Below are 13927 nucleotides of genomic sequence, written 5' to 3' on the forward strand. Positions count from 1 at the left end.
CCAGCAGCAGGGGAGGGACCGGCTCAAAGGCCGGCCCAGGCTTCCACTTCCTCGACGAAGTGGTGCACGTCCAGGTAGCGGTTGTAGAGCGGGGTGGGCGAGATGCGGATCACGTCGGGTTCGCGCCAGTCGCCGAGCACACCGATGCCGCGCAGGTGCTCGAACAGTGCGCGGCCACGCTCGCGGCCACCGATCACGCGCAGCGACAACTGGCAGCCGCGGCGCTGCGGATCGGCCGGGGTGATGATGTCCAGCACCTGCGGCAGGCGTGCGCGCACCAGCGCCTCGAGCATCCCGGTCAACGCCAGCGATTTGCTGCGCAGCGCCTCCATGCCGGCACGTTCGAACAGGTCCAGAGAGGCGCGCAGCGGTGCCAGGCCGAGAATCGGTGGATTGCTCAGCTGCCAACCCTCGGCGCCGATGGCCGGGGTGAACTGCGGCGCCATCTGGAAGCGGGTGGCTTCCTCATGGCCCCACCAGCCAGCAAAGCGCGGCAGGGTGGTATCGCGGTGGTGGCGCTCGTGCACGAAGGCGCCAGCCACTGCGCCCGGGCCGCTGTTGAGGTACTTGTAATGGCACCACACGGCGAAATCGGGGGCCACGTCATGCAGGCGCAGCGGCAGGTTGCCGACCGAGTGCGCCAGGTCGAAGCCGATGCGTGCGCCCTGCAGGCGGGCGGCGCGGGTGATCGCATCGAGGTCGAAGGCCTGGCCGGTGCGGTACTGCACGCCAGGCCACAGCACCAGCGCCAGGCGCGGGCCGTGTTCGGTCATGGCGCGCTCGATGGCGTTCAGTGAAATCGTGCCGTTGGCTTCGTCCGGCTGCACTTCCACCAGGCACTCGGCCGGGTCGAAGCCATGGAAGCGGATCTGGGCTTCCACCGCGTGGCGATCGGTCGGGAACGCGCCGGCTTCCATCAGGATCACCGGGCGCTGCGTGGTCGGCCGGTAGAAGCTGACCATCATCAGGTGCAGGTTTACGCTCAGCGTGTTCATCGCCACCACTTCGCTGGGCAGCGCGCCAACCACGCGGGCCAGCTGCGCGCTCACCAGGCGGTGGTAGGACAGCCACTGCGTCGGGCCGGTGAAGTGGCCTTCCACCGCCAGTTCGCCCCACTGCTTCATCACTTCCTGCACCGCTGCCTGCGCGCCGCGCGGCTGCAGGCCCAGCGAGTTGCCCACGAAGTAGGTCTGCTCGCCGCCCTCATGGCGCGGAATCAGGAATTCACTGCGCAGCGGGCGCAGCGGATCGGCGGCGTCCAGGGCGATGGCGTGGGTGCGGCTGAGCAGGTCGGACATGGTCGGGCAACAGGCTGCAACGGGACCGCCAGTGTAGCGCCTGGGGCATGGCCCGGTAGCAGCCGGCCCGGCACCAGCGCCGTGTGATCCGGTAGTCGCCAACCTTGGTTGGCGCACGTACAAGAAAGCGCCCACCAAGGTGGGCATCTACCAGGGCGGGAGCGAGCAAGCGCCCACCAAGGTGGGCGACTACCGTTCGAGGGGCTCAGCCCACCGCCGGCGCCGGCAGCGGATCCACGTGCCCGCACTGGCTGCAGGTGCGCAGCTCCAGGCTGGCGTGATAGCGCGCAAACACCTTGGGCAGGTCGGTCTCGATGTTCTGCAGCGGGAAGAACTCTTCGTGCAGCTTGTGGTTGCAGCGCTCGCAGTGCCAGATCACGCCGTCCATCTCGTGCGGCAGGCGCTTGCGCTCGACCACCAGGCCGATGCCACCGGGCGGGCGCCGCGGCGAGTGCGGAACCTTTGCCGGCAGCAGGAAGATCTCGCCGGCGCGGATCGGGATGTCGCGCACCGCGCCGTCTTCCTGCACCTTCAGCACCATCTCGCCTTCGAGCTGGTAGAACCACTCGGGGCCTTCGTCGTAGTGATAGTCGGTGCGCGAATTCGGCCCGCCGACCACCATCACGATGAAATCGCCGTTGTCGATCATCTTGTTGCCCACCGGCGGCTTCAGCAGGTGGCGGTTCTCTTCGATCCAGGCGTGCAGGTTGATCGGCGAAGCGAGCATGATGGTCATCCGTAAGGGATCAGTCGCGCTTGCCCTTGCGCGGGATGTAGGACAGGGCCTTTTCATATGCAGGCTGCAGCTCTTCCTGCGAACCGACGTCGATGCCCATCTCGCGCACGCGTCCGTCCTTCAGGCTGTAGACCCAGCCATGCACCATCAGCTTCTGGCCGCGGGCCCACGCATCCTGCACGATGGTCGAGCGGCACAGGTTGGCCACCTGCTCGATCACGTTCAGTTCGCACAGGCGCGCGTGCTTGAGCTCATCGGTCTCGATCGCATCGAGGATGCCAGTGTGCTTCTGCATCACGTCACCGACGTGGCGCAGCCAGTTGTCGGCCAGGCCGACGCGGGTGTTGTGCAGGCAGGCATGCACACCGCCGCAGCCGTAGTGGCCAACGATCAGGATGTGCTTCACCTTCAGCTGGTCCACCGCGTACTGCACCACGCTCAGGCAGTTCAGGTCGGTGTGCGCGACCACGTTGGCGACGTTGCGGTGCACGAACACTTCGCCCGGGGCCATGCCGATGATCTGGTTGGCCGGCACGCGCGAATCGGAGCAGCCGATCCACAGGTATTCCGGGTGCTGCTGCTTGGCCAGCTGGTGGAAGAACTCGGGGTCTTCCTTCTCGATCCGGTCGGCCCAGTCGCGGTTGTTCTGCAGCAGCTTGTGGATGTCTTTCATGTTCGGGTCCCTGGCGTCGGGTGGGGGCGCGCCGCAGCCGTCCGGCTGCGTCGTCGCGGGAATCTGCGGCGTTCAGTCGCTGCGGGCGGCCTGTTCGCGGTGCCAGCGCATCCACTGCGCCAACTCGGTGGAAGAGGGGGTGCCCAGCTGTTCCAGTTCGGCGATCACCGCACGCTGGTTGGCGTCGGGATGGTTCTGGCTCAGCTTGAGCTTCATCTGCACATGTTCGACCTGGAAACGGAAGCCGACGATGGCGCGCAGCTCCGGGCCATGTTCGGCACGCGTGGCATCGAACTGCCAGGCCTGGCCGACGCTGGCTTCGAAGCGGTCGCTGATCGCGCCGACCAGCTCCGCCAGCGCGCCGGCATCGTCGAAGGTCTGCAGCTGGCCACGCAGCTCGGCAGCCGCGTAGTTCCAGGTCGGTACCCGCGCGGCGGGCTCCTTGTCCGGATACCAGCTGGCGGAGACGTAACCGTGCGGTCCATCGACCAGCACCTTGGCCGCGCCGCTGTGGCGCGACTGCGGGTTGGCGCGGGCCCAGTGGCCGCGCAGTTCGATCTGGTCGCCGTCACGCCGGTACAGCACCGGCATCCGGGTCAGCTCCGGCAGGCCATCGCTGCCGGGGGTGAGCACGGTAACGAACGGGTCGCGCGCCAGCAGGCGGTCCAGCCAGTGCAGGTCGGTCTCGGCGAAGGCGCGCGGGGTGAACATGCAGGGGTCAGGCGCGCCCGCCAAGTGACTGGATCATGCGGCCACGCAGGCCCTCGTCGCTGTCGGCCTGCGGCGGCTGCACTTCGTGCAGGCTGAAGCCGCGCACCAGTGCGTCCTCCTCGTCCAGGCCGTCGTACTCGACGAACTCGGCGTCGAACAACTGCGAACGGGCGGTGTCTTCGCTGTCGTAGCTCAGCGTGTTGCCATCGCTGTCGAGCACTTCGGCGGTGCCTGCCGGGCGAACGCGCAGGCGCGCCCAGATGAGGGTGTTGCCGAGGCTGGCCAGCCACCAGCTGTCGCGCGAGGCGGTGATGTCATTCATGAGCGTATTACCAGAGCGAGGCCAGCCAGAGCAGGGCGGCCATGCCCAGTCCGGCCAGCAGGGTCAGCAGCGATACCCAGGCCGGTGTCGCCAGCCCGGACAGCGAGCGGTCCGGTTGCTGCCGATAGTCGCGTCGCAGCAGCCAGGCCAGGGCATCGGGCTTGAGGAAGGCGCCGCTGCCGAAGCGCGCGGCGAGCGCCGGATGGCGGTCGCGCACGTGCACCAGGGTCAGCGGCCAGAAGATCACGAAGGCACTGAACCCGGCCACTGCAACGCCGACGAAACAGAGGGCGAAGAACAGGGTCATGGGGGCGGTACCTCCGTGGTCGTGTGGGGCTTAGAAGTCCGCGCTGCCCGGCGCACGCGGGTACGGGATCGCATCGCGGATGTTGGACAGCCCGCAGACGTACACCACCAGGCGTTCGAAGCCCAGGCCGAAGCCGGCGTGCGGCACCGAACCATAGCGGCGGAAATCGCGGTACCAGCTGTAGTGCTCGCGATCCAGGCCGAACTGGGCCATGCGCGCGTCCAGCACGTCCAGGCGCTCCTCGCGCTGGCTGCCGCCGATGATCTCGCCGATGCCCGGGGCCAGCACGTCCATCGCGGCAACGGTCCTGCCGTCGTCGTTCAGGCGCATGTAGAAGGCCTTGATGTGCTCCGGATAGTTGGTCACCACCACCGGGCGGCCGACGTGTTCCTCGGTCAGCCAGCGCTCGTGCTCGGTCTGCAGGTCCAGGCCCCATTCGACCGGGAAGTCGAACTTCCTGCCGGACTTCTGCAGCAGGCTGACCGCGTCGGTGTAGTCGATGCGCTCGAACGGTGCGTTGATGAAGTCTTCCAGCTTGGTGATCGCGTTCTTGTCCACGCGCTCGGCAATGAAGGCCAGGTCGTCGCTGCGTTCGTTCAGCACTGCGCGGAACAGGTACTTCAGGAACTCTTCGGCCAGGCGCGCGTCTTCGGCCAGGTCGGCGAAGGCGATTTCCGGCTCGATCATCCAGAACTCCGCCAGGTGGCGGGTGGTGTGGCTGTTCTCGGCGCGGAAGGTCGGGCCGAAGGTGTAGACCTTGCTCAGCGCCAGGCAGTAAGCCTCGACGTTCAGCTGGCCGGACACGGTCAGGAAGGTTTCCTTGCCGAAGAAGTCGCGGCTGAAATCGATCGCGCCCTTCTCGTCACGCGGCAGGTTCACCATGTCCAGGGTGGACACACGGAACATCTGCCCGGCGCCTTCGGCGTCGGAGGTGGTGATGATCGGGGTGCTGATCCAGTTGAAGCCGTTCTCGTGGAAGAAGCGGTGCACGGCCTGGGCCAGGCAGTTGCGGATGCGGGTGACCGCGCCGAACAGGTTGGTGCGCGGACGCAGGTGCGCCACTTCGCGCAGGAACTCCGGCGACATCGGCTTGGGCTGGATCGGGTAGGTGAGCGGGTCTTCGACCCAGCCGACCACGTCCAGCGTGCTGGCCTGGATCTCGAACGACTGGCCCTTGCCCTGCGACTTCACCAGCGTGCCGGTGGCGATGACCGAGCAGCCGCTGGTCAGGCGCTTGATCTCATCGAAGTTGGCCAGGCTGTCGCCGGCCACGACCTGGATCGGGGCGAAGCAGGAGCCGTCGCTCACATTCACGAAGGCCAGATTCGCTGAACCGCGCACCGTGCGCACCCATCCGCGTACCGTGACTTCGCCGCCTTCCGGGATCTTCCCGGCAAGCGCATGTTCAACGCTGACCACCGTCATGACTTGAATCCTCTGCTGATCGACTCGATCTGTGAACACGGGAGTTTACCGGTTGCAGCGTTCTGCTTGCGAGGCATTTTTCGTGGCAACGGCTCCTTATAATGTCCCCGTACCTCTGGAGTAGCCCCATGGCCGTCAGCCTGACCCCCATTGCCTTCGAGCGCGTGCAGCGCTTCGTCGCCCAGACCCCCGGCGCGCTGGGCCTGCGTTTCGGCGTGACCAAGACCGGCTGCTCCGGCTGGGGCCACGTGACCGACCTGGCCCGCGAAGAGCGCGAGGGCGACACGGTGTTCGAGCAGGAGGGCGTGAAGATCTACGTCGACGCCAAGAGCCTGGCGCTGGTGGACGGCACCGTGATCGACTTCGGCAAGCATGGCCTGAGCGAGACCTTCACGTTCAGCAACCCGAACGCCACCGCCGAGTGTGGCTGCGGCGAGAGCTTCACCACCGACGCCGACAAGGCCTGAGGGCCGGCCACCGGGCATGGCCCGGCGCTGACCAGGCGTGCTCTGGTGGGCGCCGACCTTGGTCGGCACGCTGGGCTCGGCAGGGACCCCACGGATGGAACGACCGCTTTTCACCTATCACCCCAGCGCCTACGACCTCTCCTTCGAAGAGGTCGAGGGGATCTGCGACTGCTGCGGCCAGGCGCGCGCACTGCGCTATCGCGGACCGTTCTATACCCGCCTCCGCCCGGATTACCTGTGCCCCTGGTGTATCGCCGATGGCAGGGCTGCGGCCAGTTACGAGGGCGAGTTCACCGGCTGGAGCGATATCGAGGGGGTATCCCCGGATCCGGCTGATCCGCCGCCGACCATCGCCCGTGAGCTGCTGCTGGAGGTCTGCGAGCGCACCCCGGGCTACTCCTCCTGGCAGCAATCGGTCTGGTTGAGCCATTGCGAACGGCCCTGCGCCTTCCTCGGCTACGCCGGCAGCGACGATCTGCTGCCGATCCTCGACCAGGTCCGGCCGGACGTGGCGGCGGTCAATCCGCGCGACGCCGACTGGGTGCTGGAGCATCTGAGCCGGGACGGGATGATGGTCGGCTGCCTGTTCCAATGCCTGGAATGCGGCCAGCATCGTCTTCACGTCGATCTGGAATGAGCACGTGCCGGACATGGGCCGGCGCTCCCGTTCAGGTTGCCCGGTTTGCGCCCGGTTGCCCGGTGGCGCCGCTTGCCGCATAATGCGCGGCTTCCTGCCTTCCCGGCGGGAATCCTTGCCCCACCGCGGTCTCAACGGCGGGGGGCTGTCCGGCCGCAAGGCCACATCCGAAAGGTAGAAAAAACATGAGTCGTCATTACGAAATCGTGTTCATGGTCCACCCGGACCAGAGCGAGCAGGTCCCGGCCATGATCGAGCGCTACAAGTCGCTGGTCGAGAACGGCAACGGCACCATCCACCGTCTGGAAGACTGGGGCCGCCGCCAGCTGGCGTACCCGATCCAGAACCTGGTGAAGGCCCACTACGTGCTGATGAACATCGAAGCCGACCAGGCCGTTCTGAACGAACTGACCGAAAGCTTCCGCTTCAACGACGCCGTTCTGCGCAACCTGGTCATCAAGCGTGACGAGGCTGACACCGAGCAGTCGCTGATCATGAAGAGCAAGGACGAGAAGGGTGACAAGCCGGAGCGCGGTGAGCGCCGTCGTCGTGACGACGAAGAAGGCGAGTCCACCACCACCGCTGACAACGAAGCCGGCGACGACGCCGCTTCCGCCGCCTAAGGAGCCTTCCCATGTCCAAGTTCTTCCGTCGCCGCAAGTTCTGCAAGTTCACGGCTGAAGGTGTGAAGGAGATCGACTACAAGGATCTCAACACCCTGCGCCAGTACCTGACCGAGAACGGCAAGATCGTGCCGAGCCGCGTCACCGGTACCAAGTCGAAGTACCAGCGCCAGCTGGCGACCGCCGTCAAGCGCGCCCGCTTCCTGGCCCTGATCCCGTACACCGACAACCACGACGTCTGATGCCCGGCGGGGCGGCCCGGTGCCGCCCCCGCTGTGCCAGCTATTCGGACAGCCTTTGTTGCGGGGCATCGCCTCGCTAACGAATAACTCATCTGGAGCAATACCATGCAGCTGATCCTCCTGCAGAAAGTCACCAACCTCGGCAACCTGGGCGACCTGGTCGACGTGAAGCCGGGCTACGGCCGTAACTTCCTCGTGCCGCAGGGCAAGGCCGTTCCGGCCACCGAGAGCAACAAGGCCGAGTTCGAAGCCAAGCGCGCCGAATACGAAGCCAAGGCCCAGGCCATCCACGCCGACGCTGACGCCCGCAAGGCCAAGCTGGACGGCGCGAGCGTGACCATCCCGGCCAACGCTTCGACCGAAGGCAAGCTGTACGGCTCGGTCGGCGCCCGCGAAATCGCCGATGCCTTCACCGCTGCCGGCCTGCCGGTCAGCAAGAGCGAAGTCATCCTGGGCGAAGGCGCCTTCCGCAACATCGGCGAGTACGACGTGCTGATCCACCTGCACGCCGACGTCGAGACCACCGTCAAGGTCGTCGTCGTCGCCGAAGCCTGATCCCACGCCGCAAGGCCTGGCATCACCGCAGAACGGGCGCCCGCAAGGGTGCCCGTTTTGTTTTATGGCTCCGTTTCGTGGCGTGCGGCCACGTCCGGCCGACGGGGTGGGGCTGGACAATGTTCCACGCCCATTCGTAGAACACGGCCACATCGGTATACTCAGGGCGTCACACCCGTTCCACGGGCATCGATCCCAGCAGGATCAATGACTTGGAGGGTAAACGCAGGCCGCTTGCCGGCCCCAGTCCGGAACCCCTATGCGTCTTTCCACGATCAAGCTGTCCGGCTTCAAGTCGTTCGTCGATCCGACCACCCTGCACCTGCCGACCAACATGACCGGCGTGGTGGGCCCCAATGGCTGCGGCAAGTCGAACATCATCGATGCCGTGCGCTGGGTCATGGGCGAGAGTTCGGCCAGCCGCCTGCGTGGCGACTCGCTGACCGACGTGATCTTCTCCGGGTCCAATGCCCGCAAGCCGGTCTCGCAGGCTACCGTCGAGCTGATCTTCGACAACTCCGACCACACGATTTCCGGCGAGTACGCCTCGTTCAACGAAATCTCGGTCAAGCGCACGGTCAGCCGCGACGGCACCAGCAACTATTACCTCAACGGCACCAAGTGCCGCCGCCGCGACATCACCGACCTGTTCCTCGGCACCGGCCTGGGCCCGCGCAGCTACTCGATCATCGAGCAGGGCATGATCAGCCAGATCATCGAAGCGCGCCCGGAAGACCTGCGCGTGTACCTGGAAGAGGCAGCCGGCATCTCCAAGTACAAGGAGCGCCGCAAGGAGACCGAGACCCGCATCCGCCACACCCGCGAGAACCTGGACCGGCTGGGCGACCTGCGCGACGAGATCAGCAAGCAGCTCGAACACCTCAAGCGCCAGGCCAGGCAGGCCGAGCAGTACCAGGCCCTGCAGGAAGAGCGCCGGATCAAGGATGCCGAGTGGAAGGCGCTGGAATTCCGTGGTCTCGACGGTCGCCTGTCGAAGCTGCGCGAAGGCCTGTCGCAGGAAGAGACCAAGCTGCAGCAGCTGATCGCCGACCAGCGTGATGCCGAGGCCCGCATCGAGACCTCGCGCGCGCGGCGCGAAGAGGCCGCCGACGCGCTCAACACCGCGCAGGCCGCGGTCTACCAGGTCGGCAGCACGCTGGCGCGCCTGGAACAGCAGATCCAGCACCAGCGCGAGCTGTCGCAGCGCCTGCACAAGGCGCGCGATGAAACCCAGCAGGCCCTGGCCGAACTGGGCCAGCACATCAGCGGCGACGAGGCCAAACTGAGGGTGCTGCGCGAGGCAGTGGAGGCCGCCACCCCGCAGCTGGAAGCGCTGCAGGAAGAGAACGAGATCAAGCAGGAAAGCCTGCGCGAGGCCGAAGACCGGCTGGCCAGTTGGCAGCAGCGCTGGGAGCAGCACACCTCGCAGAGTTCGGAGGCGTCGCGCGCCGGTGATGTCGAGCGCACGCGCGTGGACTACCTGGACAAGCAGATCCTCGACGCCGACCGGCGTCGCGAGGCCTTGGCCGCCGAGCGCGCCGGGCTGGACGTGGACGCGCTGGAAGAGGCCTTCGAGCAGCTGCACCTGCAGCACGACACGCAGAAGGCCGCGCTGGATGAACTGAGCGAAGACGTCGAGCTGCGCAAGCAGGGCGTGGCGGCCGTGCAGGAACAGCAGCGCAATGGCCAGAACGAACTGGCCGAACTGCGCAAGCAGGCCAACGGCCTGCGCGGTCGCCTGGCCTCGCTGGAAACCCTGCAGCAGGCCGCGCTGGGCCAGGAGCAGGGCGCGGCCGTCGCGTGGCTGAAGGCGCGCGGGCTGGATTCGGCGGCACGTGTCGGCGAACGCCTGGACGTCGATGCCGGTTGGGAAAACGCGGTGGAAAGTGCGCTCGGCCAGCTGATCGAAGGCGTGCTGGTCGATGACCCGGGCAGCCTGGTCAACGCCCTCGGCGAACTCGGCGACGGCCACATTGCGCTGGTCGCCAGCGCGGATGCCGAGGTCAAGGCTGCACCGACGTCGCTGGCCGCACGCGTGCGTGGCCCGGCGGCGATCCGTCGCCTGCTGGCGCACCTGCATGGTGCCAAGGACCTGTCCGAGGCGGAGGCCCTGCAGGCCAGCCTTCCGGAAGGCGATTCGATCATCACCCAGAGCGGCGAGCGCCTGGGCCAGGGCTGGCTGCGCGTGTCGCGCTCCGGTGCAGCCCAGCAGGGCGCTCTGCTGCGCGAACGCGAGATCAACGAGCTGCGCGAGCAGATCGAGCAGCTGCAGGACCGCGAGGCCGAGCTGGAAGAACAGCTGGCCGGTTTCCGTGAGCAACTGCAGGCCGCCGAACAGCAGCGCGAGGACGCGCAGCGCGCGCTGTACCAGGCCCACCGCGCGGTGTCCGAGCTGGCCGGCCAGCTGCAGGGGCAGCAGGGCAAGGTAGAGGCTGCACGCACGCGCATCGACCGCATCGAAGGCGAGCTGAAGCAACTGCAGGAAACGATTGAAGCCAACAACGCGCAGGCGCGCGAAGCGCGCTCGCGGTTGGAGAACGCGGTCAGCAGCATGGGTGACCTGGAGTCGACCCGGCAGCGGCTGGAGGGCGAGCGCCGCCAGCTGACCGAGGCGCGCGACCTGGCCCGCGATGCTGCCCGTGCAGTGCGCGAGCGCTCGCATTCGCTGGCCCTGACCCTGGAATCGCAGCGTGCGCAGCTGGCCTCGTTGAGCCAGGCGCTTGAGCGCATGGGCACCCAGCGTGGGCAGTTGGATTCGCGGCTGGGCGAGCTGCATTCACAGCTGGACGAAGGTGATTCGCCGGTCGAATCGTTGCAGGCCGAGCACCAGAATGCGCTGGAAGAGCGCGTGCGGGCCGATCGCGTGCTGACCGAAGCGCGTACGTTGCTGGACGGCATCGACGCCGAGCTGCGCAATTACGAGCAGACCCGTCACCAGCGTGACGAACAGGCGCTGGCCCAGCGCGAGCGTATTTCGCAGCGCAAGCTGGACCAGCAGGCGCTGGTGCTGAGCGCGGACACCCTGCAGGGCGCGGTGGAGAAGGCCGGTTTCGTGCTGCAGGACGTGCTCAACGCACTGCCCGAGGATGCGCGCCTGGGCGACTGGGAGCAGGCCGTGCATCAGATCGACGCACGCATGCGCCGGCTGGAGCCGGTCAACCTTGCGGCCATCCACGAGTACGGCGAGGCTTCGCAGCGCTCGGATTACCTGGATTCGCAGCACACCGACCTGACTACGGCGCTGGAAACCCTCGAGGATGCCATCCGCAAGATCGACCGCGAGACCCGCGGCCGTTTCAAGGACACCTTCGACCGCGTCAATGCTGGCGTGCAGGCGCTGTACCCGCGCCTGTTCGGTGGCGGCCACGCCTACCTGGAGCTGACCGGTGAAGACCTGCTCGACACCGGTGTGACCATCATGGCGCGCCCGCCGGGCAAGCGCGTGTCCAGCATCTCGCTGCTGTCCGGCGGCGAGAAGGCGATGACGGCAGTGGCGCTGGTGTTCGCCATCTTCCAGCTGAACCCCGCGCCATTCTGCCTGCTGGACGAGGTGGACGCGCCGCTGGACGAAGCCAACGTCGGCCGGCTGGCCAACATGGTCAAGGAAATGAGCGAGAAGGTGCAGTTCCTGTTCGTCAGCCACAACAAGGCGACGATGGAGGCCGCGCACCAGCTCTCGGGCGTGACCATGCGCGAACCGGGCGTCAGCCGCCTGGTCAGCGTGGACCTGGAAGAAGCCGCGCGATTGGCGGGCGCGGCCTGACGTGCCATCCTAGTTACCTGAATGAACTAGCCGGAGAACCTATCGAATGTCCGACACGGCACTGTTGCGCATCGGCATCCTGGCCGCCGGCCTGCTGTTGATCGCCGCGATCTTCCTGTTTGGCCGTCCGAAGAAGAAGCCCCAGGGACGCCGCGTGGAAAGCGCGGAACCGGCCAGCGGCGAGCGCCGCGAACCGGTATTGGGCGAGGACGGCGTTGTCGTGGCCGATGGCCGCGTCGAACCGGGCATGGGCACGGAAGGCGAACAGGCCGAACTCGGCCTGGGCGATACCGACCCGGGCGCCAGCGATCTCGGCAAGCGCGCCACCCAGGATTTCGACAAGATCGTTTCGCTGTTCGTGGCCGCCCGGGCCGGCGAGCAGTTGCGCGGCGAAGACATCGTGGTAGCGGCGGAGAAGACCGGCCTGGTGTTCGGCCACATGAACGTGTTCCACCGTCTGGTGGAAGGCCATCCCGAGCGCGGGCCGATCTTCTCGATGGCCAGCATCATGAAGCCAGGCAGCTTCGACATGGCCAACATCCGTGCCATGGAAACCCCGGCCATCGCCTTCTTCCTGACCCTGCCGGCGCCGCTGACCGCGCTGGATGCCTGGGAGAAGATGCTGCCGACGGTGCAGCGCATGGCCGAACTGCTGGATGGCGTGGTGCTGGATGACAGCCGCAACGCCCTGGGTCGCCAGCGCATCGCGCACATCCGTGACGAGCTGCGCGCCTACGACCGCCAGCACCAGGCGCCGCCGCTGACCAAGACCCCGCGCTGGTGAGCGCCATGGCGTGCCGACCAACGGTCGGCACCCACAACAGTAGATCCACGCCCTGTGTGGATGGGGTCTACGCCGGTACGCCGGCCACCTTGGCAAACGCGCGGCGGAACGCGGCCATCTCGTCCTCGCTGCCGACGGTCACGCGCACGTGCTGCGGCCAGATCGGCCAGCTGCGCCCGATCACCACACCGTTGTCGGCCATCGCCTTGGCGAACGTGCTGCCGTCGCGTTGCACGTCGACCACGAAGCAGTTCGCTTCCGACGGCAGGCAGCTGAAACCACGCTTGCCCAGCCATGCGATGGTGGCCTGGCGCACCTTGGCGTTCTGCAGGCGACGCTGCGGAATCAGCTGCGGATCCTGCAGGCTGGCCAGCGCCGCCGCCAGCGCGGGCACCGGTAGCGGGTTGTCGCCGGGGCTGGCCAGCTCGCGCAGACGCTCGGGATGTGCGGCCGCCAGGCCCAGGCGCAGGCCGGCCATGCCGTACAGCTTGGAGAATGTACGCAGTACGATCAGATCGTCGCGCTGCGCCACCTGCGCGATCAGGCTGGGCTGCTCGCTGTATTGCAGGTAGGCCTCGTCGACCAGCACGCGGGTGGAAGCAGGCTTGTGGGCCAGCAGCCAGGCGAGCTCATCCGGTGGGCTGATCGAACCGGTCGGGTTGTTCGGATTGCACACGTACAGCAGCCCGGTCGGGCGCGCATGCGCGGCTGCGACCATCGCACGCAGGTCGTGTGCGCCGTCATTGCGCAGCGGCACCTTCTGCACGTGTGCACCATGTGCGGCAGCGACCTCGCCCAGGGTCTCGAAGGTGGGGTCGGCCACCACCAGTCCCGCCTGCGGGCCGGTCCACAACGTGGCGGCGCGGTTCAACGGTTCGCTGGAGCCCGGATAGAGGCGCACATGGTCGGCCGGGATACGGGCCTGCTCGATGAACGCATCGCGTACCTGTGCCGCCAGGGCGAAGCGGTAGCGGCCGCAGCTGGCGATGCTGTCGCGTGCCGCCTGCTGGGCAGCGGGGGAGGGGCCGTAGGGGCATTCGTTGAAGTTCAGTAGTACCGCGCCTTCGGCGGGGGCCGCACCGATGGCGGCCGCGGATTGGGCCTGGCCACGCAGGGGCAGGCCGCTGCCGGCGACGGCAAGGCTGGCACCGGCCAGCTGCAGGAAGCGTCTACGGGAGGCAGGCAGGGTCATGGGCAGGATTCCGATGGGGGCCGTCGCACGCTAGCGCCGGCGTGGGCGGGCGGCAAGGTGCTTTTTGTGGTGTCGAGCCATGCTCGACCACAGACGTGCCAACCAAGGTTGGCACCTACCGGAGCGGGGAGTGCCCGTCGAGCACGCTCGACGCTGCAAGGGCGGGGCGTTACAGGGCCTGACGGCCGGGCG

General features: G+C 67.3%; 15 protein-coding genes. 7 read left to right on the top strand and 8 right to left on the bottom strand.

From position 1 onward, the window contains the following. Positions 1-23: 23 nt before the first annotated feature. From kynU to asnS, 7 genes are all read right to left on the bottom strand, one after another. Complete coding sequence (gene kynU / locus AC5P5W_RS07740) at positions 24-1298, bottom strand: kynureninase (RefSeq protein ID WP_014647667.1); 1275 nt, start codon at positions 1296-1298, stop codon at positions 24-26. A 205-nt stretch (positions 1299-1503) separates the two neighbouring features. Next, entirely contained in the window at positions 1504-2025 is a 522-nt protein-coding gene (locus AC5P5W_RS07745; protein WP_049442510.1) for a 3-hydroxyanthranilate 3,4-dioxygenase, read from the bottom strand. Positions 2026-2044: 19 nt separating this feature from the next. Further along, positions 2045-2707 (bottom strand): carbonate dehydratase, encoded by a 663-nt coding sequence (can, locus tag AC5P5W_RS07750; RefSeq protein ID WP_010480460.1) that lies wholly within the window; start codon positions 2705-2707, stop codon positions 2045-2047. A gap of 72 nt (positions 2708-2779) precedes the next feature. Further along, a complete protein-coding gene (locus tag AC5P5W_RS07755; protein WP_169411420.1) occupies positions 2780-3418 on the bottom strand; it encodes an FMN-binding negative transcriptional regulator in 639 nt (212 codons plus the stop codon). A gap of 7 nt (positions 3419-3425) precedes the next feature. Further along, a complete protein-coding gene (locus AC5P5W_RS07760; protein WP_006453002.1) occupies positions 3426-3740 on the bottom strand; it encodes a hypothetical protein in 315 nt (104 codons plus the stop codon). A 7-nt stretch (positions 3741-3747) separates the two neighbouring features. Next, positions 3748-4047: a hypothetical protein gene (locus tag AC5P5W_RS07765; RefSeq protein WP_005410232.1), complete on the bottom strand. Its 300-nt coding sequence runs from the start codon at positions 4045-4047 to the stop codon at positions 3748-3750. 30 nt (positions 4048-4077) lie between these two features. Beyond that, entirely contained in the window at positions 4078-5472 is a 1395-nt protein-coding gene (gene asnS, locus AC5P5W_RS07770; RefSeq protein WP_014647663.1) for an asparagine--tRNA ligase, read from the bottom strand. 128 nt (positions 5473-5600) lie between these two features. On the opposite strand from asnS, the gene AC5P5W_RS07775 reads away from it, so the two are divergent. The 7 genes from AC5P5W_RS07775 (at position 5601) to zipA (ending at position 12543) form a co-directional block, all read left to right on the top strand. Continuing rightward, a complete protein-coding gene (locus AC5P5W_RS07775) occupies positions 5601-5939 on the top strand; it encodes a HesB/IscA family protein (protein ID WP_046431542.1) in 339 nt (112 codons plus the stop codon). A 94-nt stretch (positions 5940-6033) separates the two neighbouring features. After that, a complete protein-coding gene (locus AC5P5W_RS07780; RefSeq protein ID WP_197574779.1) occupies positions 6034-6576 on the top strand; it encodes a CbrC family protein in 543 nt (180 codons plus the stop codon). A 185-nt stretch (positions 6577-6761) separates the two neighbouring features. Beyond that, positions 6762-7199: a 30S ribosomal protein S6 gene (gene rpsF, locus AC5P5W_RS07785; protein ID WP_006452997.1), complete on the top strand. Its 438-nt coding sequence runs from the start codon at positions 6762-6764 to the stop codon at positions 7197-7199. Positions 7200-7210: 11 nt separating this feature from the next. Continuing rightward, complete coding sequence (gene rpsR / locus AC5P5W_RS07790; RefSeq protein ID WP_002804494.1) at positions 7211-7441, top strand: 30S ribosomal protein S18; 231 nt, start codon at positions 7211-7213, stop codon at positions 7439-7441. Positions 7442-7546: 105 nt separating this feature from the next. Next, positions 7547-7996 (top strand): 50S ribosomal protein L9, encoded by a 450-nt coding sequence (gene rplI / locus AC5P5W_RS07795; protein ID WP_014647660.1) that lies wholly within the window; start codon positions 7547-7549, stop codon positions 7994-7996. A 259-nt stretch (positions 7997-8255) separates the two neighbouring features. Beyond that, positions 8256-11759 (top strand): chromosome segregation protein SMC, encoded by a 3504-nt coding sequence (smc, locus tag AC5P5W_RS07800; RefSeq protein WP_197574777.1) that lies wholly within the window; start codon positions 8256-8258, stop codon positions 11757-11759. A gap of 46 nt (positions 11760-11805) precedes the next feature. Continuing rightward, the gene (gene zipA / locus AC5P5W_RS07805) at positions 11806-12543 is read left to right on the top strand and encodes a cell division protein ZipA (RefSeq protein WP_014647658.1); all 738 of its coding nucleotides are present in this window, start codon (positions 11806-11808) and stop codon (positions 12541-12543) included. 67 nt (positions 12544-12610) lie between these two features. Here the strand turns inward: zipA and AC5P5W_RS07810 are convergent, their stop codons facing one another. Continuing rightward, the gene (locus tag AC5P5W_RS07810) at positions 12611-13735 is read right to left on the bottom strand and encodes a pyridoxal phosphate-dependent aminotransferase (RefSeq protein WP_032962036.1); all 1125 of its coding nucleotides are present in this window, start codon (positions 13733-13735) and stop codon (positions 12611-12613) included. Positions 13736-13927 lie beyond the last annotated feature (192 nt).

It is taken from the genome of Stenotrophomonas sp. YJH_SMC_123 (genome assembly GCF_059368215.1).